Origin of the sequence: Azotobacter salinestris (genome assembly GCF_009363155.1) — a bacterium.
Taxonomy (GTDB): domain Bacteria; phylum Pseudomonadota; class Gammaproteobacteria; order Pseudomonadales; family Pseudomonadaceae; genus Azotobacter; species Azotobacter salinestris.
Map to the genome: position 1 here is coordinate 2,772,317 of NZ_CP045302.1, position 23,789 is coordinate 2,796,105.

General features: G+C 66.3%; 24 protein-coding genes and 1 pseudogene. 17 read left to right on the plus strand and 8 right to left on the minus strand.

What is annotated here, in order from left to right; genetic code table 11:
- Nucleotides 1–97: 97 nt before the first annotated feature.
- Together GCU53_RS12965 and GCU53_RS12970 are read right to left on the minus strand one after the other, a co-directional pair.
- Complete coding sequence (locus tag GCU53_RS12965; protein WP_152387980.1) at nt 98–607, minus strand: hypothetical protein; 510 nt, start codon at nt 605–607, stop codon at nt 98–100.
- Nucleotides 604–1,887, minus strand: a complete 1,284-nt coding sequence (locus GCU53_RS12970) for an AAA family ATPase (RefSeq protein WP_152387981.1) — start codon at nt 1,885–1,887, stop codon at nt 604–606. Before GCU53_RS12970 ends, GCU53_RS12965 begins: the two co-directional genes overlap by 4 nt.
- Nucleotides 1,888–2,311: 424 nt before the next feature.
- Here GCU53_RS12970 and GCU53_RS12975 point away from each other — a divergent pair, with 424 nt between their 5' ends.
- The 10 genes and pseudogenes from GCU53_RS12975 (at nt 2,312) to GCU53_RS13020 (ending at nt 9,431) form a co-directional block, all read left to right on the plus strand.
- Complete coding sequence (locus tag GCU53_RS12975; RefSeq protein WP_244307180.1) at nt 2,312–2,893, plus strand: YjfI family protein; 582 nt, start codon at nt 2,312–2,314, stop codon at nt 2,891–2,893.
- Between the two features lie 15 nt (nt 2,894–2,908).
- Entirely contained in the window at nt 2,909–3,610 is a 702-nt protein-coding gene (locus GCU53_RS12980; protein ID WP_152387983.1) for a PspA/IM30 family protein, read from the plus strand.
- A 58-nt stretch (nt 3,611–3,668) separates the two neighbouring features.
- Nucleotides 3,669–4,001: a rhomboid family intramembrane serine protease gene (locus GCU53_RS12985; RefSeq protein ID WP_152387984.1), complete on the plus strand. Its 333-nt coding sequence runs from the start codon at nt 3,669–3,671 to the stop codon at nt 3,999–4,001.
- 40 nt (nt 4,002–4,041) lie between these two features.
- On the plus strand, nt 4,042–5,079 hold the full coding sequence (locus tag GCU53_RS12990; RefSeq protein WP_152387985.1) for an IS630 family transposase: 1,038 nt from the start codon (nt 4,042–4,044) through the stop codon (nt 5,077–5,079).
- A gap of 35 nt (nt 5,080–5,114) precedes the next feature.
- Nucleotides 5,115–5,384, plus strand: a pseudogene (locus GCU53_RS12995) (rhomboid family intramembrane serine protease); the annotation flags it as partial.
- Nucleotides 5,385–5,442: 58 nt separating this feature from the next.
- Nucleotides 5,443–6,477 carry an ion channel gene (locus tag GCU53_RS13000; protein ID WP_152387987.1) on the plus strand — a complete coding sequence of 345 codons (1,035 nt, stop codon included), beginning with the start codon at nt 5,443–5,445 and terminating at the stop codon, nt 6,475–6,477.
- Nucleotides 6,464–7,117, plus strand: coding sequence for a DUF2491 family protein (locus tag GCU53_RS13005; RefSeq protein ID WP_152387988.1), 654 nt, complete (start codon nt 6,464–6,466; stop codon nt 7,115–7,117). The genes GCU53_RS13000 and GCU53_RS13005 overlap by 14 nt, the downstream gene beginning before the upstream one ends.
- Nucleotides 7,118–7,131: 14 nt before the next feature.
- The gene (locus GCU53_RS13010; protein ID WP_152387989.1) at nt 7,132–7,554 is read left to right on the plus strand and encodes a DUF350 domain-containing protein; all 423 of its coding nucleotides are present in this window, start codon (nt 7,132–7,134) and stop codon (nt 7,552–7,554) included.
- Between the two features lie 20 nt (nt 7,555–7,574).
- A complete protein-coding gene (locus tag GCU53_RS13015) occupies nt 7,575–8,264 on the plus strand; it encodes a DUF1190 domain-containing protein (protein ID WP_152387990.1) in 690 nt (229 codons plus the stop codon).
- 9 nt (nt 8,265–8,273) lie between these two features.
- A complete protein-coding gene (locus tag GCU53_RS13020) occupies nt 8,274–9,431 on the plus strand; it encodes a glutathionylspermidine synthase family protein (protein WP_152387991.1) in 1,158 nt (385 codons plus the stop codon).
- A 95-nt stretch (nt 9,432–9,526) separates the two neighbouring features.
- On the opposite strand, the gene GCU53_RS13025 is transcribed toward GCU53_RS13020, so the two are convergent.
- Entirely contained in the window at nt 9,527–9,685 is a 159-nt protein-coding gene (locus tag GCU53_RS13025; RefSeq protein ID WP_167520001.1) for a hypothetical protein, read from the minus strand.
- 149 nt (nt 9,686–9,834) lie between these two features.
- On the opposite strand from GCU53_RS13025, the gene GCU53_RS13030 reads away from it, so the two are divergent.
- Both GCU53_RS13030 and GCU53_RS13035 read left to right on the plus strand, forming a co-directional pair.
- Entirely contained in the window at nt 9,835–10,815 is a 981-nt protein-coding gene (locus tag GCU53_RS13030; protein WP_152385958.1) for an IS5 family transposase, read from the plus strand.
- A gap of 486 nt (nt 10,816–11,301) precedes the next feature.
- Complete coding sequence (locus GCU53_RS13035) at nt 11,302–12,258, plus strand: CsbD family protein (RefSeq protein WP_152387993.1); 957 nt, start codon at nt 11,302–11,304, stop codon at nt 12,256–12,258.
- A 411-nt stretch (nt 12,259–12,669) separates the two neighbouring features.
- Here the strand turns inward: GCU53_RS13035 and GCU53_RS13040 are convergent, their stop codons facing one another.
- The 3 genes from GCU53_RS13040 to GCU53_RS13050 all read right to left on the minus strand — a co-directional run bounded on the left by GCU53_RS13040 (nt 12,670) and on the right by GCU53_RS13050 (nt 17,043).
- Nucleotides 12,670–14,373 (minus strand): methyl-accepting chemotaxis protein, encoded by a 1,704-nt coding sequence (locus GCU53_RS13040; protein WP_152387994.1) that lies wholly within the window; start codon nt 14,371–14,373, stop codon nt 12,670–12,672.
- 123 nt (nt 14,374–14,496) lie between these two features.
- Nucleotides 14,497–16,302: a bifunctional diguanylate cyclase/phosphodiesterase gene (locus tag GCU53_RS13045; protein WP_152387995.1), complete on the minus strand. Its 1,806-nt coding sequence runs from the start codon at nt 16,300–16,302 to the stop codon at nt 14,497–14,499.
- Nucleotides 16,303–16,422: 120 nt separating this feature from the next.
- Nucleotides 16,423–17,043 carry a phosphoesterase gene (locus tag GCU53_RS13050; RefSeq protein ID WP_152387996.1) on the minus strand — a complete coding sequence of 207 codons (621 nt, stop codon included), beginning with the start codon at nt 17,041–17,043 and terminating at the stop codon, nt 16,423–16,425.
- Nucleotides 17,044–17,172: 129 nt separating this feature from the next.
- Here GCU53_RS13050 and lpxO point away from each other — a divergent pair, with 129 nt between their 5' ends.
- Nucleotides 17,173–18,072, plus strand: a complete 900-nt coding sequence (gene lpxO / locus GCU53_RS13055) for a lipid A hydroxylase LpxO (RefSeq protein WP_152387997.1) — start codon at nt 17,173–17,175, stop codon at nt 18,070–18,072.
- A gap of 102 nt (nt 18,073–18,174) precedes the next feature.
- Here the strand turns inward: lpxO and GCU53_RS13060 are convergent, their stop codons facing one another.
- Complete coding sequence (locus GCU53_RS13060) at nt 18,175–19,230, minus strand: substrate-binding domain-containing protein (protein ID WP_152387998.1); 1,056 nt, start codon at nt 19,228–19,230, stop codon at nt 18,175–18,177.
- A 178-nt stretch (nt 19,231–19,408) separates the two neighbouring features.
- Entirely contained in the window at nt 19,409–20,314 is a 906-nt protein-coding gene (locus GCU53_RS13065; RefSeq protein ID WP_152387999.1) for a LysR family transcriptional regulator, read from the minus strand.
- Between the two features lie 134 nt (nt 20,315–20,448).
- On the opposite strand from GCU53_RS13065, the gene GCU53_RS13070 reads away from it, so the two are divergent.
- Genes GCU53_RS13070 through GCU53_RS13085 form a run of 4 tightly spaced genes read left to right on the plus strand, consistent with a single transcriptional unit; the run spans nt 20,449 to nt 23,742 of the window.
- Nucleotides 20,449–21,147 carry a CoA transferase subunit A gene (locus tag GCU53_RS13070; protein ID WP_152388000.1) on the plus strand — a complete coding sequence of 233 codons (699 nt, stop codon included), beginning with the start codon at nt 20,449–20,451 and terminating at the stop codon, nt 21,145–21,147.
- Between the two features lie 33 nt (nt 21,148–21,180).
- Nucleotides 21,181–21,837 (plus strand): CoA transferase subunit B, encoded by a 657-nt coding sequence (locus GCU53_RS13075; protein ID WP_152388001.1) that lies wholly within the window; start codon nt 21,181–21,183, stop codon nt 21,835–21,837.
- 33 nt (nt 21,838–21,870) lie between these two features.
- Entirely contained in the window at nt 21,871–23,061 is a 1,191-nt protein-coding gene (locus GCU53_RS13080) for an acetyl-CoA C-acetyltransferase (RefSeq protein WP_152388002.1), read from the plus strand.
- A gap of 45 nt (nt 23,062–23,106) precedes the next feature.
- Complete coding sequence (locus tag GCU53_RS13085; protein WP_152388003.1) at nt 23,107–23,742, plus strand: 3-hydroxyacyl-CoA dehydrogenase family protein; 636 nt, start codon at nt 23,107–23,109, stop codon at nt 23,740–23,742.
- The last annotated feature ends 47 nt before the right edge of the window (nt 23,743–23,789 follow it).

Sequence of the window (23,789 nt, forward strand, 5' to 3'; positions counted from 1 at the left end):
TTCAGTCTGATCGAAACCCGCTCCGGTGCGTTCGATGAAGCACTGCACCGGCTGGCGGAGGGGTGCAGCGGGTTGGTGAGGTAGAGGAAACTCTCGATCAGCGCCGCCGCCGGGGTATAGGGACCGGCTGAATAGGTTCAGAAGCCTTCAAGCCGGCATCCCCGGTCAGAATTTCAACCTCGAAACCGGCCTTGGCATAGTGCTCGGCAACATCCTTGATGGTGGCATCGCCGATCGACAGCTTTTGCGCTGCCTGGGCCGGCCAGCTGTCAGCAAGGCGGAGAAGGTTATCAGCTTGCCAGAGTTCGGTCTGATCGGTGAATGCTGCCCATGGAGACTGTGCATTTGCAGCCTCACGAAGATATTGCGCGAGTTCCTGGGCTCGCTCGAAGCGTTGGTCGGCAGCTTGAGCGATGTGATTGCCGGTTTCGATCAGCGTTGCCAGGGGCAGCACCAGAGTACTTCGCTTCTTTTGCTCTTCTTCCAGCAGCTGACTGATCCGCGCATGGTTCCAGCGGTCACCTGTTGGGCCAGCTTCTTCCTTGCCGGGGACCAGCAACCAGCAGCACAACACCGAGGTGTCCAGAATCAGCACGCGCCTGCTCACCGAGCGACTCCTTCCGCCGTTGCCACTTGCTCGTTGGCCAGGCTTTGCTCGATTAATCCTTGGCTGGAAAGCCGGCCAATCGGCCCTTGGGCCAGCAGTTTCGGCAGTTGATCGAGTTCCTCCAGCAGGGTCAGCATGCTATGCCCGGTGACGGGATCGCGATTGGCCACGGTGATGAAGGGGACCATTTCGGTTCCCATGGCATCCAACAAGGCTGGGTTATGGGTAGTCACCAGAACATCCACGCCTCGCTGGGCTCCCACGGTTTTGAGCATGTCCAGCAGAAGGCGGGCCCGGGAGGGATGCAGGCCGTTGTCCACTTCTTCGATGACCAGCAGACTGGATTTCGGGCGTGTCAGCAGTGCCGTGAGGATGGCGAGGAATCGGAGGGTGCCATCGGACATGCCTCGGGCATCCACTGTGGGTGTTTCACCTTCGTCCAGCCAATGCTCTTCGCAATAGAGCATGGCGTCCGAGTTGAATTTTCCGACCGTTTCCGCGTAGACCCTGCGAATGTCCCGCTCGGGCAGTTGGCTTGCGTAGCGAGTCAGAACGGCTTCGATTTCCCACTGCTTTTCGTCCGGCAGCGCAGCCAGCACTCCGGCGATATTGCGGGCATCGGACTCCAGACGCTCCGCCAGCGGCGAATAATCGCGCATATGTGAGGGGATGGGGTCGAGAATGAAAATGTCGCGCAGAGCGGAAACAACCGTATTCACACCATCCTGAATCTCCTGGCGTAGCTTCTGTCCGACCAGTTGGAACAGGACCGAATGCGCTCGGCTCAACTGACGTGGCGAGCCCTGCTTTTCGTTGTAGAGGCGGGCAACGATGGTGGGCGAGTCTTCCGCGCAGGGGTCGGTACGAAACAGCTTGATACTGCCAGCCTGCGACTTTCTGGAGCCGTCCTTGCCCGGCCGGTACTTGATGCGGGTCAACTGTTCGGCATGCAGGTCGCAGCGATTTTCCCGGATCGAACCTTCGAGACGGTATTGGTAGTCGGTCAGATCGTCGGCCCGGCAGGTCACGCCCAAAGCAAAGTTCGAGCCAGGACGCCTGGCTGCCCATTCCACGCCGCCCCTCAGCGGAACCTGGACGCCATCGCCTTTCAGGGCCGAGGTCAGCATGACGCCCGAAGCCACCCGGTTGAGCATCAGCAGAGCATCCAGGGCATTCGACTTGCCGCTGGCATTGGTGCCGATCAATACCGAAAGCGGGTCGATATGCAGGGTGGCCCGTTCGTAGCTCTTCCAATTCTCCAGCAGCAGTTCGGTAATCATGGGGGCTCCATGCAGGCACGATCCATGGGGGGAAGGCATCATACAGCCAACCTTCCGTTCATGCGGTAAGGCTGATGGCTCCACCGGTGGGCGGAGGGCATGGTGTGGCCTGATCGTAGTGCGGCAGATGCCTCGAACCGTAGTGAATACATCGTTCCAAATAGGTGGCGGATCCTGTTTTCAGTCCCGCAGGCGGCTACAACATCCTTCTGTTTGCCAACCGCGTCGCGATTCGCGGATGTCGTCCGAATATCTCACGTGTGAGATATTGTCTGTATCGAACCCTTGTTCTAACTTTTCTCACATGTGATGGATTCGAGCCATGCCAAGCAGAAAATCCACCCCGAACGGGACTGCGCAGCCGGGCGCCCCCCAGGCCGGGGCGAAGAAGCCGGGTGCGGCGAAGAAGCCGTCCAGCTTCTACATGAAGCGCATGCGCGGCGCCCTGGCCGAGGCCGGCTACGTGAAGCACGAGGCCTGGGTGCTGCCCGAGAACCGGGAGCTGCTCAAGCGGCTCGAGAAGCGACTACGCCAGCCGGTGTTGGCCGGCACATTCAGACTGGAGGAATACATGAGCGCAGGGGAAAGCTGGACCATCGACCGCCTCTACGGCGCCTTGCAGGCGCTGGACGAGGTGACCTCCGGGGAGATCGGCATCGCCCTGGTCCAGGGCGCCGAGCCGAGCATCAGGCTGGCGATGAACGAGTACGGCGGCCTGCCGATCTACCTCGCGGTGGTCGGCGAGCAGATCGTCGTCGACTCGGTGCTGGTCGACATGGAGGCCGTCGCCGATGTCGCCCGCTTCAACGATGCCGTGCTGCGCAGCCGGGAGCTGTTCCCGCTGTCCTCGATCGGCATCGAGACCATGCCCAACGGGCAGACCGTCTACAACATGTTCGGCGCGCTCAGCGCCGGCTCCAGCCTGACCAACGTGGTGACCGAGGTGTTCACCCTGGTCGACAACCTTCAGCGCGCCGCCGAGGCGTTCGAAGACTTCTTCAAGTAACAGGGGAGTATCCGCATGTCAGGCACGTCCATCTGGAGCAAGCTGTTCACCGCCATCCGCGGCGGCGCCAGCGAAGTCGGCGAAGCCATCGTCGACCAGCAGGCGCTGCGCATCCTCGACCAGGAGATCCGCGACGCCGATGCCGCACTGGCCAGCGCCCGTCAGGAACTGGCCGCGATCATGGCCAAGCACAGCCTGGCGACCCGCCGCGTGGCCGAGCACGAGGCCAAGATCCAGGACCTCGAGGCCAAGGCCCTGGCGGCGCTGAAGGCCAACCGCGAGGATCTGGCGACCGAGATCGCGCAGCTGATCGCCAACCTGACCAACGAGCGCGACGCCGAGCACCGGCAGGCCGGCGAGTTCGGCGCCTACGTCGAGAAGATGCGCAAGGACGTGGCCAAGGCCGAGGCGCGCATCAGGAGCCTGCGCCAGCAGGTGGACATGGCCCGCGCCCGCGAGAGCGTGCAGAAGGCCCAGGTCAGCGCTTCCATTGCCAGCGGCGGGGCCAACGGCAAGCTGGAGACCGCGGTCGGCACCCTGAATCGCCTGAAGGCCAGGCAGGACCAGCGCGCCGCCGAGCTGGAAGCCCGGGAGCAACTGGCCGAGGCTTCCACCGGCAGCGACTTGGAGCGCCGTCTGAAGGAGGCCGGTATCGTGCCGGATGCCGACAGCGCCAGTGCGGTGCTGGAGCGCCTGCGCAAGCAGGCTGCCGAGTGAGCTGACGCCGGGAGCGGGGAGAAGCCGCTGTCGGCGGGCCGCAGGGCAGGGACGGGCCATGAGTTTCGTCGGCGGATTCGGGGTGGTGCTCGCGGCGGCCGGGCTGATGCTCGCGCTGCAGGTGATCAACGCGCTCAGCGGCTACAGCCTCAACGGCTTCGGCCTGCTGCCGCAGTCGCCCGCCGGGCTGGCGGGCATCATCGTCGCGCCCTTCCTGCATGGCTCGTTCCTGCACCTGGCCGGCAACCTGCTGCCCTTTCTGGTGCTCGGCACCCTGGTGGCCGCCGACGGCGCGCGGCGCTTCGTGGCCGTCAGCCTGGTCGTCGTCCTGCTCGGCGGCCTAGGGCCTGTTAACGCTACTCCACGCGGCAACGCGGTTCGCGGAGAGTAGTGTTATTAACGCGGCAATCAAATTCACGATATAAAGAGGCATGAAAAAGATCGATGCCCGAAAGCTCTCTCGAGAAACTCAGGACCAGATGCGGCGCCTGGCCATGAATCTGCGTGAGCAGCGCGAACTGACTTGGCAAGAGGTTGCCGACGCATTGGGCGTACATCTGAGTACCGTACTAGCCTGGTCCAAACGCTACAGCGAGCAAGGCAGCGAAGGTCTGAAATCCAGGACACGAGGTCGGCGCCAGGCAAGCGGACGGACCTTGACGCTCGCACAGGAGTGGCAGTTGCGCTCGATTCTGGTGGGCCAGACCCCGAACCAGTTGCAACTCGACTTTGCCCTGTGGAACCGCCGGGCCGTCATGCAGTTGATCAAGCACTTGTATGGCGTCGAGATGCCGATCCGGACGGTGGGTCAGTACCTTCAGCGCTGGGGATATACCCCACAGCGGCCGACCCGGCAGGCGCTGGAGCAGAACCCGGAGGCGGTCGAGCACTGGCTCGAAGAGACCTATCCGACCGTTGTGGCACGCGCCAAGGCCGAAAACGCGACGATCTACTGGGGTGATGAAACGGCCGTAGCTGAAGATGGGCATTGGATTCGAGGCTATGCGCCGGCAGGCGTCACGCCGGTGCTGGTGGCGCCGACTCGGCGTCATGGCCTGAGCATGGTCTCAGCGATCAGCAACCAGGGACTGGTACGGTTCGAGTTCCTGGAGGGGGCCATGAATACCGAGCGGATGATCGGTTTCATGTCGAGGCTGGTGGCGGACAGTGACAGGAAGATCTTTCTGATCCTGGACAACCTGCGTGTCCATCATGCGCGTCTGGTCAGGGAATGGCTCGAAGGGCACAAGGAAGAAATCGAAGCGTTCTACCTGCCACCCTATTCGCCTGAGTGTAATCCGGACGAGTATTTGAACCGCGACCTCAAGACACGCTTGCGCACCAGTGACCGGGCGCGAAACAAGTCGGAATTGCTGGAGAAGGCCGAGGCATTCATGAGCTGGTTGGCCAAAACCCCGGAGCGGGTAGTTGCCTACTTCCAGCATGCGTCGGTGCGTTATGCCACTTAGATTGGGTATTTGATTGCCGGGTTAATAACAGGCCCTTAGTCTGGCTGTTCGGCCGCGAGGGGCTGCACATCGGCGCCAGCGGCTGGGTGTTCGGCCTGTGGACCTGGCTGCTGGCGCGGGCCTGCTACCGGCGCAGCGCAAGGAACCTGCTGGCGGCCGGCCTCGCGCTCTTTCTCTACGGCGGCCTGGTCTTCGGCCTCCTGCCGTGGCGGGGGACCTCGTTCGAGTCGCACATCGCCGGGGCGCTCGCCGGTCTGGTCGCGGCGCGGCTGCTGCCGCCCGCAGGACGCGGCGCCCGCGCATGATGGGCAAGGTTTGGGGAGGGCGCGGCGGCCCGCACCCTTCGATGGAATTCAGGAACCCATGTCGATTCTCGTATTGCTGCGTTACCACGCGGTCGCCTTCCTGGAGCGCTTCGGCTGGGCCGGGCTGGGCCTGGCCACCGCGCTGCACGCCCTGTTCGCCTACGCGGGCCTGCTGGCGCTGGGCGAGTCGCATCTGACGGACCCGGCGACCTATGCGTACTTCTATCTGACCACGGCGCTGACCGTCGGCTACGGGGACCTGGCGCCGCTGTCGCCGGCCGGGCGCATCTTCGTCGCGGTCTGGGTGATGCTCGGCGGCATCGCCCTGCTCAGCGCGGCGATCGGCAAGGCAACCAATCTGGTGATCGAACTCTGGAGAACAGGCATGAAGGGCAAGGGGGACTATTCCGAGCGCACGGCCCATACGGTGCTGATCGGCTGGGAGGGGCGGGTCAGCGAGCGGGTCGTCGAGCTGCTGCTGCAGGACGAAACCTCCAACGACGACCTGATCGTGATCTGCGATGCGGAGCTGGAGGAGAACCCGCTGCCGGGCAAGGCCGCCTTCGTCCGCGGCGACAGCCTGTCCTCGGCCGCCCTGCTGCGCCGCGCCGGGGTGCCCGGCGCCGAGCGGGTGCTGGTGCGCACCGGCTCGGACGACCTGACCCTGGCCACGGTGCTGGCGGTCAACCGGCTGGAGCCGGCGGGCCATGTCGTGGCGCACTTCAACGACAGCGAAATCGCCGCCCTGGCCCGCGCCTACGCGCCCAGGCTGGAGTGCACCTCCGGCATGGCCATCGAGATGCTGGTGCGTTCCTCCCAGGATCCGGGCTCCTCGGAGGTGATCAACGAGCTGCTCAGCGTCGGCCACGGCGCCACCCAGTACCGGATGAGGCTGCCGGAGGACTTCGAGGGACGCTTCGGCGAACTCTACCAGCATTTCAAGCAGCGTCACAACGCGACCCTCATCGGCTACCGCGCCAGCGGCGCGCACCAGCCGGCGGTCAACCCGCCCGGCGACACCCGCATCCGCGGCGGCGAGCTGTTCTACATCGCCGCCGCCCGTCTCCGGGAGGACTGCCATGAGCTGGCTTAAGCGCGTACTGGGCCTCGCGGCGCCGAAGGGCGCGGACACGGCGCCGGCGGCCGGTCCGCTGGGCCTCGCCCGCGGCCGGGCGGTGCGCTTCGACCCCAGCCTGGGCCTGCTGCTCGAGGGCCATTCCCGGGTCTGCGTGCCCGCCAGCCAGTCGATCTGGAGCGAGGGGGTGATCGATCTCGGCCAGTCCCACTGGCTGTCGCGCTACTATCTGGACGACCAGGACTTCTGGCTGCAGGTGCACACCACCGGCGCGCGGGACGGGCAGGTCGAGTCGCTGATCCTGTTCAACTACCTCGACTGCGTCGGCATCTCCAGTGAGGCGGAACTGCGCCGCCTGGCCGGGCCGGACAGCCCCATCGGCCTGCCGCGCTACAGCCTCGACGGCGTCGAGTTCGCCCGCGAGTGGGGCAGCGAGGCGGGCCAGACCAAATTGGTGGATTTCTTCGAGCGGGTGCGCAGCATGAACGACGAAGCCTACGGCATCGGCCACTACGCCATGCTCTACGCCCGCGACACCGGGCTCACCGCGCGGCGCGAATTCCTGCTCTTTTCGGTCGAGGAGGACGCCGCGGGCGCGGTCAGCCTCAGCACCGCGCTGGGCGTCTCGCTCTACACCACCGATCTGCACCTCATCTGAAACAGGAAATACCCATGCTCGACGCACTGCAAATGTCGCTCAACAAGGCGGCCGTGTCCGGCTTCCTTGCCTACATGCTGGGCGCGGCGGTCCTCTTCGTGCTCTTCCAGCTGGTCTACACGCGGCTCACCCCGCACCGCGAGTTCAGCCTGATCCGCGAGGGCAACGTGGCGGCGGCGATCGCCCTGGCCGGGGCGGTCATCGGCTTCGCCCTCCCGGCCAGCAACGTGATCGCCTATTCTGTCGGCCTGCTCGACTTCGTGGTCTGGGCGCTGATCGCCGCCGTCGTCCAGCTGCTGGCCTTCTTCGCCGTCCATCTGGCGCTGCGCGACCTGGCGGCGCGCATCCAGAAGGGCGAGATCGCCGCCGGCATCTACGTGGCGGCGGTGGCGGTCGGCGTCGGCCTGCTCAACGCGGCCTGCATGACCCCGAACTGAGCGGCCGACGGGAGGCCCCGATGAAGCGCAGCAGTTACGTCCAACTGTCCCTGGCCACCTCGATCAGCCTGGCGATCGCCGGCTGCGACGACGGGCGGCAGAACCTCTACAACCTCGAGCAGAAGTTCCGCTTCCAGTCGGTGCAGGAATGCGTGAACCAGCAGTTTCCGGTCGACGTCTGCTCCGACGCCTACATGGCCGCGCTGGCCGAGCACCGGCGCATCGCGCCGGTGTACGAGCGCCAGGCCGACTGCGAGGCCGACTTCGTGCCCGGCTACTGCCAGACCGATTCCGCCGGCCGCTACGTGCCGCAGCCGGGCGGCTTCGAGCTGACCGCCAGCGGCGCCGTCACCCAGAAGCAGATGGACAGCGCCCGCGCCCAGGCGGCCGCCTCGGGCGGCTCCCTGGACGGCCTGCTGATGGGCATGCTGATCGGCAACCTGATGAGCGGCGTCGGCGGCGGGCGCTATTACAGCGAGCCGGTGTACCGCTACCGCGACGGCCGCGGCGCCTTCTCCAGCTCGACCCTGGGCCGGCGCATCGAGCAGGGTGCGACCTTCCCGAACTCGCAGCAGAGCCGCTACGGCCAGGGCTACAGCCGCTCCACCGGCAAGCCGATCTCGACTTCCGCGGCCACCTCGCGCGGCGGCTTCGGCAGCCAGTCCAGCGCGCGCAGCGGCTGGGGCGGCAGCAGCAGCGTCGGCGGCTGAGGAGGCCTCATGCAGAGAATCGCGATCGACGAACGGCCGGACTGGCGGCGAACCGCCGAACGGCTCGGCTTCCACTTCCACACCATCGACGGCGAGGCCTACTGGGACGAGCGCGCCTACTACCGCTTCAGCCTCGCCCAGGTCGAGCAGGACATCGAGGCGCCGACCAACGAGCTGCACGCGATGTGCATGGATCTGGTCGACCGGGTGGTGCACAGCGAGGAGCTGCTCGCGCGCCTGGCGATCCCGCCGGCGTTCCACGAGCTGATCCGCACCTCCTGGGTCGAGGGCCATCCGCACCTCTACGGGCGCATGGACTTCTCCTACGACGGGCGCGGGCCGGCCAGGCTGCTCGAGCTGAACTACGATACCCCGACCAGCCTCTACGAGAGCGCCGCCTTCCAGTGGGGCTGGCTGGAGGAGTGCATGGCCCTCGGCAGGCTGCCGCGCCACGCCGACCAGTTCAACAGCATCGAGGACCAGCTGCGCCAGGCGCTCTCCGAGCTGGGCATCCGCCGGCCCTTCTACTTCGCCTCGATCCGCGGCTCGGCCGAGGACCGCGGCACCACCGACTACCTGCGCGGGATCGCCGAGCAGGTGGGCATCGCGACCCGGCACATCGACCTCGAGGACATCGGCCTGAACGCTGCCGGCCGCTTCGTCGACCTGGAGGAGCGCTGGATTCCCCACCTGTTCAAGCTGCATCCCTGGGAGTTCGTCTTCCACGAGCCGTTCGGCGCGGCGCTGGCCGATTGCGACACGCAGTTCTTCGAGCCGCCCTGGAAGGCGGTGCTCTCCAACAAGGGCATCCTGCCGCTGCTCTGGGAGTTCCACGAAGGCCATCCGAACCTGCTGCCCTGCCATCTGGACACGGATGCCGCGAAGCCGGTGCCCAAAGGCTGGGTGCGCAAGCCCTTCTTCTCCCGCGAGGGGGCCAACGTGGAGCTGTGCACGGCGGCGGGCGAGACCTTCCGGGTCGATGGTCCCTACACCGACGCGCCCTACATCCTGCAGGCCTGCGCGCCGCTGCCGCGCTTCGCCGGCGGCTACACCCTGATCGGCTCCTGGGTGATCGGCGACAACGCCGCGGGCATGGGCATCCGCGAGGACGACGGCCCGATCACCCGCGATTCCAGCCGCTTCCTGCCGCACGTCATCCTCGACTGAAGGCCCGGCGCCGCAGGCCTGCAGTGCGGCGTCCAGTGGTAACAGGTGCCCGAACCGAAGTGGCCGGATAGCGTCACAGCACGGTTACGCTGGATTCATCGCCTTGTTGCCCTGTGTGCAGGGAGATGATGCGGGGCCTGCAATCGCGCCTGTAACTGCGCGATGAACACCTCCGCTTTGATCTGGTTTGGGAAATGCACCTGGTATTGATTCAACCAGACTGTGCAGCCGGTTTCGCCATTGATCTTTTCCATTCTTATTATCATTTTCGGAGCCCGGAACAATTGAAGTAAATCGAAATGCCCTTGCAATCGAATGCTTGGCTTTCAAGTACTCAGGGAAATCCTGAAAAAGACTTCCCGATTCTGGTGAAATACACCCGCTCCCTTGTCCGAGTTTCCCGATGAAGCAACTGTCCTTCGCCGATGCCGAGTATGCCGGCAAGCGCAAGCAGACCCGCCGCGAGCGCTTCCTGCTCGAGATGGACCAGGTGGTGCCGTGGCAGGGGCTGATCGCCCTGATCGAGCCCTACTATCCCAAGGGCGAAGGCGGTCGGCCCGCCTACCCGCTGGCAGCCATGCTGCGCGTGCACCTGATGCAGAACTGGTTCGGCTACAGCGATCCGGCGATGGAGGAAGCGCTGTACGAAACCACTCTCCTGCGCCAGTTCGCCGGCCTGAGCCTGGAGCGCATCCCGGACGAAACGACCCTCCTCAACTTCCGTCGCCTGCTGGAGAAGCACGAACTGGCCGGGGGAATACTGGAGGTGATCAACGGCTATCTGGGCGAGCGCGGACTGTCGCTGCGCCAGGGCACCATTGTCGACGCCACCCTGATCCATGCGCCGAGCTCGACGAAGAACAAGGACGGCAAGCGCGACCCGGAAATGCACTCGACGAAGAAGGGCAACCAGTACTACTTCGGCGCAAAAGCTCACATTGGTGCCGACGCTGAGTCGGGTCTGGTGCACAGCGTGGTGGTCACGGCAGCCAACGTGGCAGATGTCACCCAAGTCGACCAACTGCTGCATGGCGAGGAAAACGTAGTGAGTGCCGATGCGGGCTATACCGGCGTAGAGAAGCGCCCCGAGCATGAAGGTCGGCAGGTCATCTGGCAGGTCGCGGCCCGGCGCAGTACCTACAAGAAGCATGGCAAGCGTAGCGCCTTATACAAAGCGATCCGCAAGATCGAGAAGGCCAAGGCCCAGGTACGAGCCAAGGTCGAACATCCGTTCCGCGTGATCAAGCGCCAGTTTGGCTACACCAAGGTGCGCTTCCGGGGATTGGCCAAAAACACGTCACAGTTGGTGACGCTGTTCGCCTTGTCGAATCTGTGGATGGCGCGCCGATATTTACTGGCGAATGCAGGAGAGGTGCGCCTGTAATGCGGGAAACGGTTGCTGCGACGTGCTCGCGGCAGCTAAAAAACGCAGAAACGAGCGGGTGATCTGATCGTTTTTGATCGATTCTCCGCTTTCAAAGTCGGCGGGGGGCTGAAGTCAGCCAGAAATACATGACTACTTCAGACCATCCTCAGGCGATAATGACCATGAGCCATGATTTCGGCATTTATTCAATGCCGGCATGACACCTATGGCCCGGCAGTTCTCTTGCAAAGTTGCAAAACCCAGCATGCCCACTTTCATGGCCGTCATTGAAGTATTCATCGGCGAGGTCTTCACCTCCTAGCATGAAAAAGGCGCTGACCATGTCGCTTCGGCTCATGGTGTTACTGATCAGCGCCAATGCTGAACATATTTACACTGAATATATTTACCTTGTGCATTTCATCGAAAGATGGGGTATGGCCTGCTGAATGTAATCTAGCATGAAAAAGTTCAACTCCTCCTTCCAAATAAGGAATATTCCTTATGGCTAACTTACCCGTCGATTCCCCCGCAGCCTTACAGCAGTCCACCTCGGCTTCCGGCGTTTCCTGGGGCGCCATACTGGCTGGCGCAGCGGGGGCAGCCGCACTGTCACTGATCCTGACGTTGCTGGGCGCGGGCCTCGGATTTTCGGTCGCGTCGCCATGGGTAGGCCGGGGCATGAGCGCTGAAGGAATAGGCGTCTCGACCATTATCTGGCTCGCGCTTACCCAGATTCTTGCTTCTGGGTTGGGCGGCTACATCGCCGGTCGTCTACGGGTGAAATGGGCGAACATGCACGGCGACGAGGTGTATTTTCGCGATACGGCGCATGGCTTCCTTGCCTGGGCAGTGGCCACACTGGTGACGGCCGCCCTTTTGGTCGGCACGGTGAGCCATATTGTGAGTAGCGGCGTACAAGCCGGCGCCACCGTCGCATCGGGTGCCGCCACTGCGGCGACCCAGGCGGCAGGCAGCATGGCGCGTGATACTAGCAGCCAGGATTATGGTTATTTCGTCGATAGCCTGTTCCGCAGCGATCGCCCCGTTAGCGATGACGCTGCCGCTCATACCGTTGTGGTGCGCATTTTTGCCAAAAGCTTGAGCAGCGGCGGGCAAATGACCGGCCAAGACCGTGCCTATCTGGCACAACTGATTTCTCAACGCACCGGCCTCAGCCAGGCAGAAGCCGAGCAACGGGTCGATCAGGTCTATGCACAAACCCGCCAAGCGGTGGAGGACGCCAAAGTCGCCGCGAAAAAAGCCGTCGACACCGCGGCTACCATTGCCGCCTGGACCTCGCTCTGGATGTTCGTTGTGCTGCTATGCGGCGCCTTCTTCGCCAGCTTCGCCGCAACCTTCGGCGGGCGCCAACGGGATGCCGTGGTTTACCACGATGACCTGACGCGTCCCTCTGAAACGGCCTATGTCGCTTCCACCACTCCACCCATTCGTAATTAGGAGAATAACGATGCGCTCGATACTGCTGTGGCTCCTCGGTGTTCCGATCCCGCTCATCATCCTGATCGCGTTGTTTTTGTAGTGGTCGGATAAGGCAGGATAACCTTTCTTGCTGGCCCTGGCGTGGCGAACAAGAAATAGCGGGTTCGTGGCACCTCCAGCCTTTCAGCCTGTTCGGAAGAGTTGCCCCGTCCTCTGGGCGGCGCGGCCGGAACGGCACACCGCACGCGGCTGGCGGCCCGTTGCCGAAGGCCGCATCCCTGAACGCATCGACTCAAGGTAGATCAGCGCCGGTTGCTTGCAGGCGGGTTTCCAGAAGGTCTGTGAAGTGGGAACCCCTCTCGCGGGAAGGAGAGGGGGATGACGAACACGGGCGCTGAAGAAAGGAAACGCTCCCGCGCGTCGTGGCGGTCAGAAGGCTTCCCACTGCTCCTCGGCAACGATCGGCGCGGGCCTGGCGCGTTTTTTAGCCAGCTCCGGCCGGCGCTGCTGGTGCGCCGCGTCGTTTCGCTCCCGAATTTCCTGTGGCGCTGCGCGTGGCGGCTCCGCGCCCAGCTGGAACACCGCCACCGCCTCCTCCAGCTGCCGCGCCTGCCCGGCCAGCGAGGCCGAGGCCGCCGAGGCCTCCTGCACCAGCGCCGCGTTCTGCTGGGTCACCTCGTCCATCTGCGCGACCGCCGTGTTCACCTGGGCGATCCCCTCGCTCTGCTCGTGCGAGGCCGCCGAGATCTCGTCGATGATGTCGGTCACCCGGTGCACCGAACGCACCACCTCCTCCATGGTCCGGCCGGCCTGCTCGGCCAGCTGCGCGCCGTCGCCGACCCGCTGGGTGGAGGCCTCGATCAGCGCCTTGATCTCCCGCGCCGCCTCCGCCGAACGCCCGGCCAGGTTGCGCACCTCGCCGGCCACCACCGCGAAGCCGCGACCCTGCTCGCCGGCGCGTGCCGCCTCCACCGAGGCATTCAGGGCGAGGATGTTGGTCTGGAAGGCGATCGAGTCGATCACCCCGACGATCTTGGCGATCTGCTGCGAGCTGTCGCTGATCTCGCGCATGGTCTCCACCACCCGGCCGACCACTGCGCGGCCCTGCCCGGCGGTGCCCGACGCGTCGTTGGCCAGCGCGCTGGCCTGGCGGGCGTTGTCGGCGTTCTGCCTCACCGTGGCGGTCAGCTCCTCCATGCTCGCCGCGGTTTCCTCCAGCGAGGCCGCCTGCTGCTCGGTGCGCGAGGACAGGTCGGCGTTGCCGCTGGCGATCTGCTGCGCGCCGACCAGGATCGAGCCGCTGCCGGCGCGCACGCTGCCGACGATGCGCACCAGGCTTTCCTGCATCTCGCGCAGCGCGCCCAGCAACTGGCCGATCTCGTTGCGCGAGGTGACCGGGATCGCCTGCGAGAGATCCGCCTGGGCCAGGCGCTGCACATGGCCCACCGCCTCGTGCACCGGGCGGACCACGAAGCCCATCAGCATCGCCCGCAGGGCCAGCATCAGCAGCAGGGCGACGGCCAGGGCGATAGTGCCGACGATGGCGAAATCCCGGAGGCTCGCGTGATAGTCGTCCAGCTGCCGTGCGCCATGGGTTTCGAGGGAGGTCATGGCTTCCGCCAGGTCCTGGGCGACCTGCGGGCCGCGCTTGAAGATCATGTCGTCCTCGAGCTGGTCGAAGGCGGCGGTGTCGTCCTCCTTCCAGGCCAGCAGCTGCTTGTCGAGCGCCGCCAGGGATTCGTCCAGATCGGCGGCCACCCTTTCCAGCAACTGGCGCACGTCTTCCCGGGAGGCGGGCGGCATGGCCTTGAAGTCCGCCAGGGACTGGCCGGCCTGGCCGAGCAGCTGCTTGAGCTCGTCCTCCTGCTTCTGCCGCTCGACCATGCCGACCAGGCCGACGGAACTCATCTTGCCGTAGGCCTCCAGGTGGGCGAAGACCTTCAGGCGCAGCGTGTCGATCTGGCGCAGCAGGTCGATGCGCGTGGTGGTCCGCGTGCGCTCCTCGAGGGCCTGGTTGGCCATGGTGGTGCCGGTGTAGCCCAGCGCGGCGACGATGCCGAGCAGGAGCGCGAAACAGGCCAGGGTGGTGGTGACGATGGCTCTGATGCTCAGACTGCGTAGAAAACCCTGCATGGAACTCTCCGTAAGACTGGTGCGCAGCGCCGGCTCGGGCCGGCGCCGCCTCGAATCGCCCGGTCGGTCCGGCTCGGGCCGGGACCAGGCTCGCTCGCATGTGCCCTGAAGCGCACCGCGGTATCAGGTCGGGCCTTCGGGCCCCCGCGCCTGGCCGACCGCTTCTCCCCGCCGCGCCAGCCGGCGGGTGTCGACCACCCGCAGGCTGTTGCCGGGCAGGGCCTTGGCCTGCTGCTTGGCCTGCGAGGCCAGCTCGGCGAGCTGCGCGGCGTCCAGGTGCGCGCAGGCTTCGGGAAACAGGTGGACGGCGCCCAGCGACAGGCTGAGCAGCGGGAACGCGCGCTGCTGGCCCTGGCGGTCGTGGCTGCCGAAGTGGCCGGCCTCCAGGTGCTCGCGCTTGTAGTGGCGCCGGCAGTGCGCCGGGAATGCCTCCTGCAGGCGGGTCAGGCGCTGCCGCCAGTCGGGGGAGGTCAGCACCAGCAGGAAGTCGTCGCCGCCGATGTGGCCGAGGAAGTCGCACTGCGGGTCGATCTGGTTGCTCAGGCACTGGGCCAGGTCGAGCAGCACCTCGTCGCCCTTGGCGTAGCCGTAGCAGTCGTTGAATGGCTTGAAGTGGTCGATATCCACGTAGCAGACCAGCGCCTCGCGCGAGTTCTGCAGCAGGCGGGTCAGGCACTGCTGGATCGGCACGTTGCCCGGCAGCAGGGTCAGCGGGTTGGCGTGGCGGGCCTGCTGCAGCTTCTGTTCGGTGATCAGCCTGAGCACGTCGATGGCCCGGCCGATGCCCCGGTAGCGGCCGTCCTGGGTAATCACGAAGTCTTCCTCGATGCGCTGGCGGGCGCGGCCGGTCAGCAGGCGGCTGACCTGCTGCAGGGAATGGCTCTGGTCGACGGCGAGGAAGTCCTCGCTCATCAGCCGCTCGATCGCCTTGCGCGCGAACAGCTCGGGGCCGAAGGGCTTGAGCAGGGCATCGGAGAGCGCGTGGCGGTGTACCACACCGACCGGCCGCTGCCCGGCATCGAGGACCGCCAGCAGGTTCAGCGAGGCCTGGCGGCGGAACAGCTCGAGGACTTCGGCGACCGGCGTGCTGTCGGCCACCCCCGGCTGCTCGGTGAGCAGCGCGGCGAGGCCGGCGTCCTCCTCGGCGAGCAGCGCGCTGGACGGCCTGGGCTGCGGCAGGCAGGCGCGGACCTGTCTGGCCGGGCGCTCTTCGGGCCGGGCGAACAGGTAGCCCTGCAGCAGGTCGACGCCCATCTCGACCAGGGTGGCCAGCTCCTCCGGGCGCTCGATGCCCTCGGCGATGATCCGCGCCTGGGAGGCCCGCGCCATGCGCAGGATGGAGTCGACGAATTCGCGCTTGAGCGGATCGCGGTCGATGCCGTCGATGAAGTGGCGGTCGATCTTCACGTAGTCCGGGCGCAGCTCGGACCACAGGCGCAGGCTGGCGTAGCCGGCGCCGAGGTCGTCGAGGGCGATGGAGAAGCCCATGGCGCGGTAGTAGCACAGCGCTGTGTCGAGCAGGGCGAAGTCCTCGATGGGGGTCTGCTCGGTCAGCTCGATCACCACCTTGTGCGGCGGGATGCCCAGCGCGTTGAGCAGCTCCAGGGTGTGCCCGGTGCGCCGCTCCGGTTCCAGCAGCACCTCCGGCGAGACGTTGAGGAACAGCCGGCCATCCAGGTCGAGTTCGTGGAAGCGCCGGCAGGCGTTCTTGCGGCACAGGGCTTCGAGTTCGCTGAGGCGGCCGGCGTGGCGGGCGGCGCCGAACAGCGGCACGGGCGCGTGCAGCGGGCTGTTGGAGGGGCCGCGGCTGAGCGCCTCGTAGCCGTGGACGCACTGTTCGGAGAGGCTGAGGATGGGCTGGAACAGGGTATTCAGGGTGCCGCGGGCAAGGATCAGGTCCAGGGCGCTCAGCTGCTCGGTGACGGTCATGGAGGGACCCCCGCTGGGGTAAGGCAAATTGCCATGATTTCGATACGCGGCTATTGCACGACAAATCCATGACGGTTGTATGACGTGCGTGCCAGATACGCCGAAAAGCGTTCCGTCCGCTCAGGGCGTCGGTCCGGGATCGCGCCAGTCGGACGGGGCGAGGGCCATCGACCGGCCGGACAGGGACAGCGCCAGGCGATCCAGCCAGGCCTCGATCGGCAGCCTCGGCGCCTGGGTGGCAGTACCGATGGCGAGCAGGCCGAGGATCAGGACGCCGGCCGGGATGCGCCGCAGCGCGAGCCGTTCGAGATGGCGCAAAAAGAGCAGGGCGCCGGCCATGCCGAGCAGGCAGCCGGCGATGGCTTCGGAGCGCGGGTGCGAGGCGGCGGCGACCTGGAACAGGCCGTACCACCAGGCCACGGCCAGGGCCGCCAGGGCGGCCGGCCAGCGCCAGGCGGAGCGGATCTGGCGGGCCAGCAGGCTGCCCAGGACCACCAGCATCAGGGTCGCGTTCATCGCCTGGCCACTGATGACCGTGATATCCAGCCAGCGGATGCCGAGACCCCAGCCCTTGAAGGCGAGCTTGCTCAGGGCGACCGGCAGGTAGCAGGCGAGCAGGGTGGCCAGCCAGGCGCCCAGCGCCCGCGGGGATCTGGCCGCCAGCAGCCAGAGGGCGATCACCGCGGCGGCGGGCAGCATGACCGACAGGTCGGAGTAGCGGGTCAGCCCCTCGGGCAGCATGCCGCTTCCGCGTCCGGGCAGCGTCGGTGACCGGCCGGCACAGGCGCATGGCTGCCTGGCTGATGGCATCTCGGTGCCGTCCGGCGTAGCATGGGTTCTCTTCTTTTTCCAGTCATGATCCTAAGTGCCGTGAAATACCTCATCCTTGCAGTCCTGGTCTTTTCCGTCGGCTATGTGCATCTGCGCGGCCGGGTCCGTCACAAGCTCACCCGCCAGCTCACCGATCATTCGAGCTTCCTGGCACCGCTGAACACCCTCCTGTACCTGACCTCCAGCGTCCCCAACAAGCCCTACCTGTCCCCCGACGACTTCCCCGAGATGAAGCGCTTCCAGGACAACTGGGAAACCATCCGCGAGGAGGCGCAGGCGCTGTTTCAGGCCGGCGAGATCAAGCGCTCCGACACCTACAACGATGCCGGCTTCAACTCCTTCTTCAAGAGCGGCTGGAAGCGCTTCTACCTGAAGTGGTACGGCGACAGCCATCCCTCGGCCAGCAAGCTGTGCCCGAAGACCATCGCGCTGCTGCAGGAGGTCGGCTCGGTCAAGGCGGCGATGTTCACCGTGATGCCGGCGCACTCCAAGCTGGTGCGCCACCGCGACCCCTACGCCGGTTCGCTGCGCTACCACCTGGGCCTGTCCACCCCCAACGATCCGGGCTGCTTCATCAGCGTCGACGGGCAGAGCTATGCCTGGAAGGACGGCGAGGCGGTGGTGTTCGACGAGACCTACATCCACCATGTGGAGAACACCACCGACAAGGATCGCCTGATCTTCTTCTGCGACATGGAGCGTCCTCTGAAATACGCCTGGGCGACCGCGCTGAACCGCTGGTTCAGCCGCACCGTGATGGCCGCCGCCAGCTCGCCCAACGACGCCGGCGACAAGACCGGCGGGGTCAACCGGGCCTTCAAGTACCTGTACTGGCTGCGTCTGCAGGGCAAGGCATTGAAGAAGCGTAGCCGCAACCTCTACTACACGCTGAAGTGGGGCACCCTGGGCAGTCTGTTCGGAATGTTCCTGCTCAGCTGAGACCTTTCCGGAATGCCGAAACCGGGCCACCTTGGGTGGCCCGTTTCGTTTGCGGCGGGGCCGGACATCGCCCCCGCGGCCCGTGACGGCCGCCAGGCCCTCTCAAGGCGCTGTACGGGTTTCCGGTGACGAGCGGGGTAGATAGACCTCGAAATGGTCGACGAGCACCCGCTCGGGAACGCTCTCGCCCTGCACCAGGCGCTTGAGCATCCAGTAGCTTTGGCGACCGATCTCGCGGCTGTTCATGTCCACGTAGGCCTGTACCAGACCCTCGTCGAGCAGGGCATGCTGCGCCGCGTCGGGCTCGGACGTGGCAATGATGATGACCGGACGCCTTCCTGCTTTCTCGAGCTCGGCGAGCGCCGGGCCGATGTGCCGGCGATAGGCATCGACCTTGTAAACGGGCCACATGCCCAGGCTTATGATGACGTCGAATTGGCCGGTGCTCAGCAGGTCGGCCAGCTGCAGCACGGCGTTCTCGGGCGTCTCCGCGCGATTCAGCGGGCAGCGGTGGGGTTCGCTCCAGCCGTTCTCTCCATGCAACTGGTCGGTGACCCCGGTGCCCGCGACACCGCCGAGCTGCCGGCGGATTCCCTGGAGGCGTTCGTGCTGATTGGTGCTCCAGAGGTTGTCCTGCAGGATGCACAGTCTGCCGCCCTGGGGTCTCAATTGCTGGGCGAGTTCGCCCAGGCGATGGCCGAAGGCCAGGTTGTCGAGCCCGACGTAGCCCTTGCGCAAATGCCGTTCCGCCGGCTCCAGATCCGTTTCGAAGGTGACCAGGGGCACCCGTCCTATTCCCTGCAAGGCGTGTTCGGCCAGCCATTTCGAGTGAGTCACCGCCAGGGCGATACCGTCCAGGTCACGGGTGAGGGTCTGTTCCAGGGCCTTGTTCTGGCGCCGGAAATGCGGCGATCCCGGGGCCCCCAGAAACAGGCAGGTATCGCCCTGGGTCTGGGCGGCCTCGGCACACCCCTTCCCGCTCAGGATGCAGTGGTGCTGGTCGTTGCGCTTGGCGACCAGGGCGAACTGCAAGGGCTCGGCCTGGGTGGGAAGGGAGATCAGCAGCCCATGGAGCAGAGCCGCCATGGCGAGGCGGAGCACGGCTTTCGCCGCACTCCGGTGACCCGATGCGGAAGGCGCCGGCTTGGAGAGCGTCATGAGAACATCCTGTCTGCGATTCCCTATATATGTGACTTTATAATATGGTCAGTCACGGGAGTCTGCATCGCTCGCGAAGGCCGGACCGGCCGGCTTCCCCACCCTCGGTTCCATTCTCCTGCATCCATGCGGTCGTTGCCCTGGCCGGGACGGGGAAGGCATCCAATGGCTGTGGCGTTCAGGGCGGGTCGCCCAGCCTGTGGGCATCGATGGTTTCCAGCAGCACCTCGCGCAGCGCCTGCGCCGCGGTCGACAGCTCGTGGTCGGCCTGGGTCAAGAGGCCGATGCGCCGCTCGATGACCGGCGTGTGCAGGGCCACGCAGCGGGCGCCCAGCTCCTGCATCTGGCGGATGCACAGCGAGGGCACCGCGCTCACTCCCAGGCCGCTGGCGACCAGGCGCCCCACCGTGGCCAACTGATGACTCTCGAAGGCGACCGGCAGCTTTTCGCCGTGGGCCGCCAGGTGCCGCTCCAGCAGCAGGCGCACGGTGGACGGGCGCTGCAGGGCGATGAAGTCCTCGCCGAGCAGCTCGGCCCAGCTCAGCCGCGGCCGTCCGGCCAGCGGCGCGTCGGGCGGCAGCACGGCGACGAAGCGGTCGGTGTACAGCGCGTCGAACGCCAGGTGGCTGGAGGCCTCCGGCTCGAAGCCGATGCCCAGCTCGACCCGCCGGGTGCGCACCATCTCGATCACCTGCTCGTGGATGACGTCGTGCACCGCGACGTTCACCTGCGGGTAGCGGCCGCGGAACACCTTGAGCGCCGCCGGCAACAGGTTGCCGGCGAAGGACGGCATGGCCGCCACGCACACCTTGCCGAGCTGCAGGGTGAAGCGCTGGCGGAGCATTTCCTCGGCGTTGTCCCAGTCGGCCAAGAGCTGCCGGGCCAGCGGCAGCAGGCTCTCGCCTTCCGGGGTCAGGGTCACGCTACGGGTGGTGCGGCTGAGCAGGCGGCCGCCCAGGGATTCTTCCAGGCCCTTGATCGTCAGGCTCAGCGCCGGCTGGGACAGGTGCAGGCGCTCGCCGGCCTGGGCGAAGCTGCGGGTCTGCGCCACGGCGAGGAAGGCGCGCAGCTGCTTGAGGGTCATTTATTTAATTTCCAAATCAATGCATTGGTAAAACAAACTTAACAAATAAGTCATGGCGCACGACACTGCCCGCCATCGAAGACGTCGCCCCGGCGAGCGCCGCGGGACAGGACAACAACAAGAGGCAGAGCAACATGGCTGGACTCGACAAGCGCGTGAACACCTACGAAGAAGCCCTGGCCGGGCTCACCGACGGCATGACCGTCCTGGCCGGCGGCTTCGGCCTGTGTGGCATTCCGGAAAACCTGATCGCCGAGATCCGCCGCCGCCAGGTCAAGGGGCTGACCGTGGTCTCCAACAATTGCGGTATCGACGGCTTCGGCCTGGGCGTGCTGCTCGAGGACCGGCAGATCCGCAAGATGATCGCCTCCTACGTCGGCGAGAACGCCCTGTTCGAGCGCCAGCTGCTCGACGGCGAGCTCGAGGTCGAGCTGACCCCGCAGGGCACCCTGGCCGAGAAGCTGCGCGCCGGCGGCGCGGGCATTCCCGCCTTCTACACCGCGACCGGCTACGGCACCCCGGTCGCCGAGGGCAAGGAAGTGCGCGAGTTCAACGGCCGGCGCTACATCCTCGAAGAGGCGATCACCGGCGACTTCGCCATCGTCAAGGGCTGGAAGGCCGACCACTTCGGCAATGTCGTCTACCGCCACACCGCGCAGAACTTCAACCCGGTGGTGGCCAGCGCCGGGCGGATCACCGTGGTCGAGGTGGAGGAGATCGTCGCGCCGGGCGAGCTGGAGCCCAGCCAGATCCACACCCCCGGCATCTACGTCGACCGCGTCATCCTCGGCCGCTTCGAGAAGCGCATCGAAAAGCGCACCGTGCGCGCCTGATCCTGCCCACCCGACCGAACAAGAGAGACTGCCATGGCACTTTCCCGCGAACAGATGGCCCAGCGCGTGGCGCGCGAGCTGAAGGACGGCTACTACGTCAACCTGGGGATCGGCATCCCCACCCTGGTGGCCAACTACGTGCCCGAGGGCATGGACGTGATGCTGCAGTCGGAGAACGGCCTGCTCGGCATGGGCGCCTTCCCCACCGAGGCCGAGGTCGACGCCGACATGATCAACGCCGGCAAGCAGACGGTGACCGCGCGGCCCGGCGCCTCGATTTTCTCCTCGGCCGAATCCTTCGCGATGATCCGCGGCGGCCACGTCGACCTGACGGTGCTCGGCGCCTTCGAGGTGGACGTCGAGGGCAACATCGCCTCCTGGATGATCCCCGGCAAGCTGGTCAAGGGCATGGGCGGCGCCATGGACCTGGTGGCCGGCGCCGACAACATCATCGTCACCATGACCCACGCCTCCAAGGATGGCGAGTCCAAGCTGCTGGCGCGCTGCTCGCTGCCGCTGACCGGCGCCGGCTGCATCCGCAAGGTGCTCACCGACCTGGCCTACCTGGAGATCGAGAACGGCGCCTTCGTGCTCAGGGAGCGCGCGCCGGGGGTGAGCGTCGAGGAAATCGTCGCCAGGACCGCCGGCAGGCTGGTGGTGCCCGAGCACGTGCCGGAAATGTCCTTCTAAGGCCCGCCGCGTCCCCCGATCCGGAGATCAGCCATGCACGAACAACCAGAAGTCGTCATCGTCGCCGCCACCCGCACCGCCATCGGCAGCTTCCAGGGCAGCCTGGCGCAGCTGTCGGCGGTGGAGCTGGGCACCGTGGTCGTCCGCGCGCTGCTCGAGCGCAGCGGACTGGCGCCGGCCGAGGTGGACGAAGTCATCCTCGGCCAGGTGCTGACCGCCGGGGCCGGACAGAACCCCGCCCGGCAGACCGCGCTGAAGGCGGGCCTGCCGCAGAGCGTGCCGGCGATAACCATCAACAAGGTCTGCGGCTCCGGCCTCAAGGCCCTGCACCTGGCGGCCCAGGCGATCCGCTGCGGCGACGCGGAGGTGGTCATCGCCGGCGGCCAGGAGAACATGAGCCTGGCGCCCCATGTCCTGCCGGGCGCACGCACCGGCTTGCGCCTGGGCCACGCCAGCCTGGTCGACAGCATGATCAGCGACGGCCTGTGGGATGCCTTCAACGACTACCACATGGGCATCACCGCGGAGAACCTGGCGGACAAGTACGGCATCGGCCGCGAGGCGCAGGACGCCTTCGCCGCCGCCTCGCAGCGCAAGGCCCTGGCCGCCATCGAGGGCGGGCGCTTCCGCGACGAGATCACCCCGGTCATGATCCCGCAGCGCAAGGGCGAGCCGCTGCGCTTCGACAGCGACGAGCAGCCGCGTCCCGGCACCACTGCCGAAGCCCTGGCCAAGCTGAAGCCGGCCTTCCGCAAGGACGGCAGCGTCACCGCCGGCAACGCCTCGACCCTCAACGACGGGGCCGCCGCCGTGCTCTTGATGAGCGGCGCCAGGGCGCGCGCCCTGGGGATGCCAGTGCTGGCGCGGATCAAGGCCTGCGCCAGTGCCGGCGTCGATCCGGCGATCATGGGCATCGGCCCGGTGGCGGCTGCCCGCCGCTGTCTGGAACGGGCCGGCTGGACGCTCGACCAGCTCGACCTGATCGAGGCCAACGAGGCGTTCGCCGCCCAGGCACTGGCGGTTGGCCAGGAGCTGTGCTGGAATTCCGAGCTGGTCAACGTGAACGGCGGCGCCATCGCCCTGGGGCATCCGATCGGAGCCTCGGGCTGTCGCGTGCTGGTCACGTTGCTGCATGAAATGATCCGGCGAGAGTCGCACAAGGGATTGGCCACCCTGTGCATCGGGGGTGGACAGGGCGTGGCCCTGGCGATCGAACGCGACTGAAGTCCTGCCGGGCCAACCAATAACAACAAAAAACGGGACCCCTACATGACTTCACCTTGCATCGCCATCCTCGGCTCCGGCTCGATGGGCATCGGCATCGCCACCCATCTGGCGCGCCATGGCCATGAGGTGCTGCTGATCTACCCGTCGGTGGAGCAACTCGCCGAGGTTCCCGCCATGGCGCGAACCATTCTGGCGGAGCTGGCCGCTGCCGGCCGCTTCGCTCCCGAACAGGTGGCGGCGACCCTGACGCGGCTGCGCACCAGCGTGCGGCTCAAGGACGTCGCCGAGGCGCGGCTGCTCATCGAGACCCTTCCCGAGCGGATCGACCTCAAGCGGGCGCTCTATGCCGAGCTGGAGCGCATCGTCGATGCCGAGGCGGTCATCGCCAGCAACACCGGCGGCCTGTCCCCGGGCCGGCTGGCCGAGGGCATGCGCCATCCCGGCCGGCTGCTGATCGCCCATTTCCGCAGTGCGCCGCACCGTGTCCCGCTGGTGGAGATCGTTCCGGGCCGCCTGACCCGGGCCGAGCACCTGGCGTACCTCCAGACGCTGCTGGCGGGAACGAGCCTGGAAGTCATGGTGCCGGACGGGGCGCGTGCCGAGGTCGCCGGCAGTTGCCTGCCGCCCGACCCCGCCCTCAGGAAGAGCCGGCCGGTGCCGGACCGGCCGGCGGGCTGACGGGGATTCCCGGTACCCGACGATGCCGCTCCGGCATCCCGGTCGCG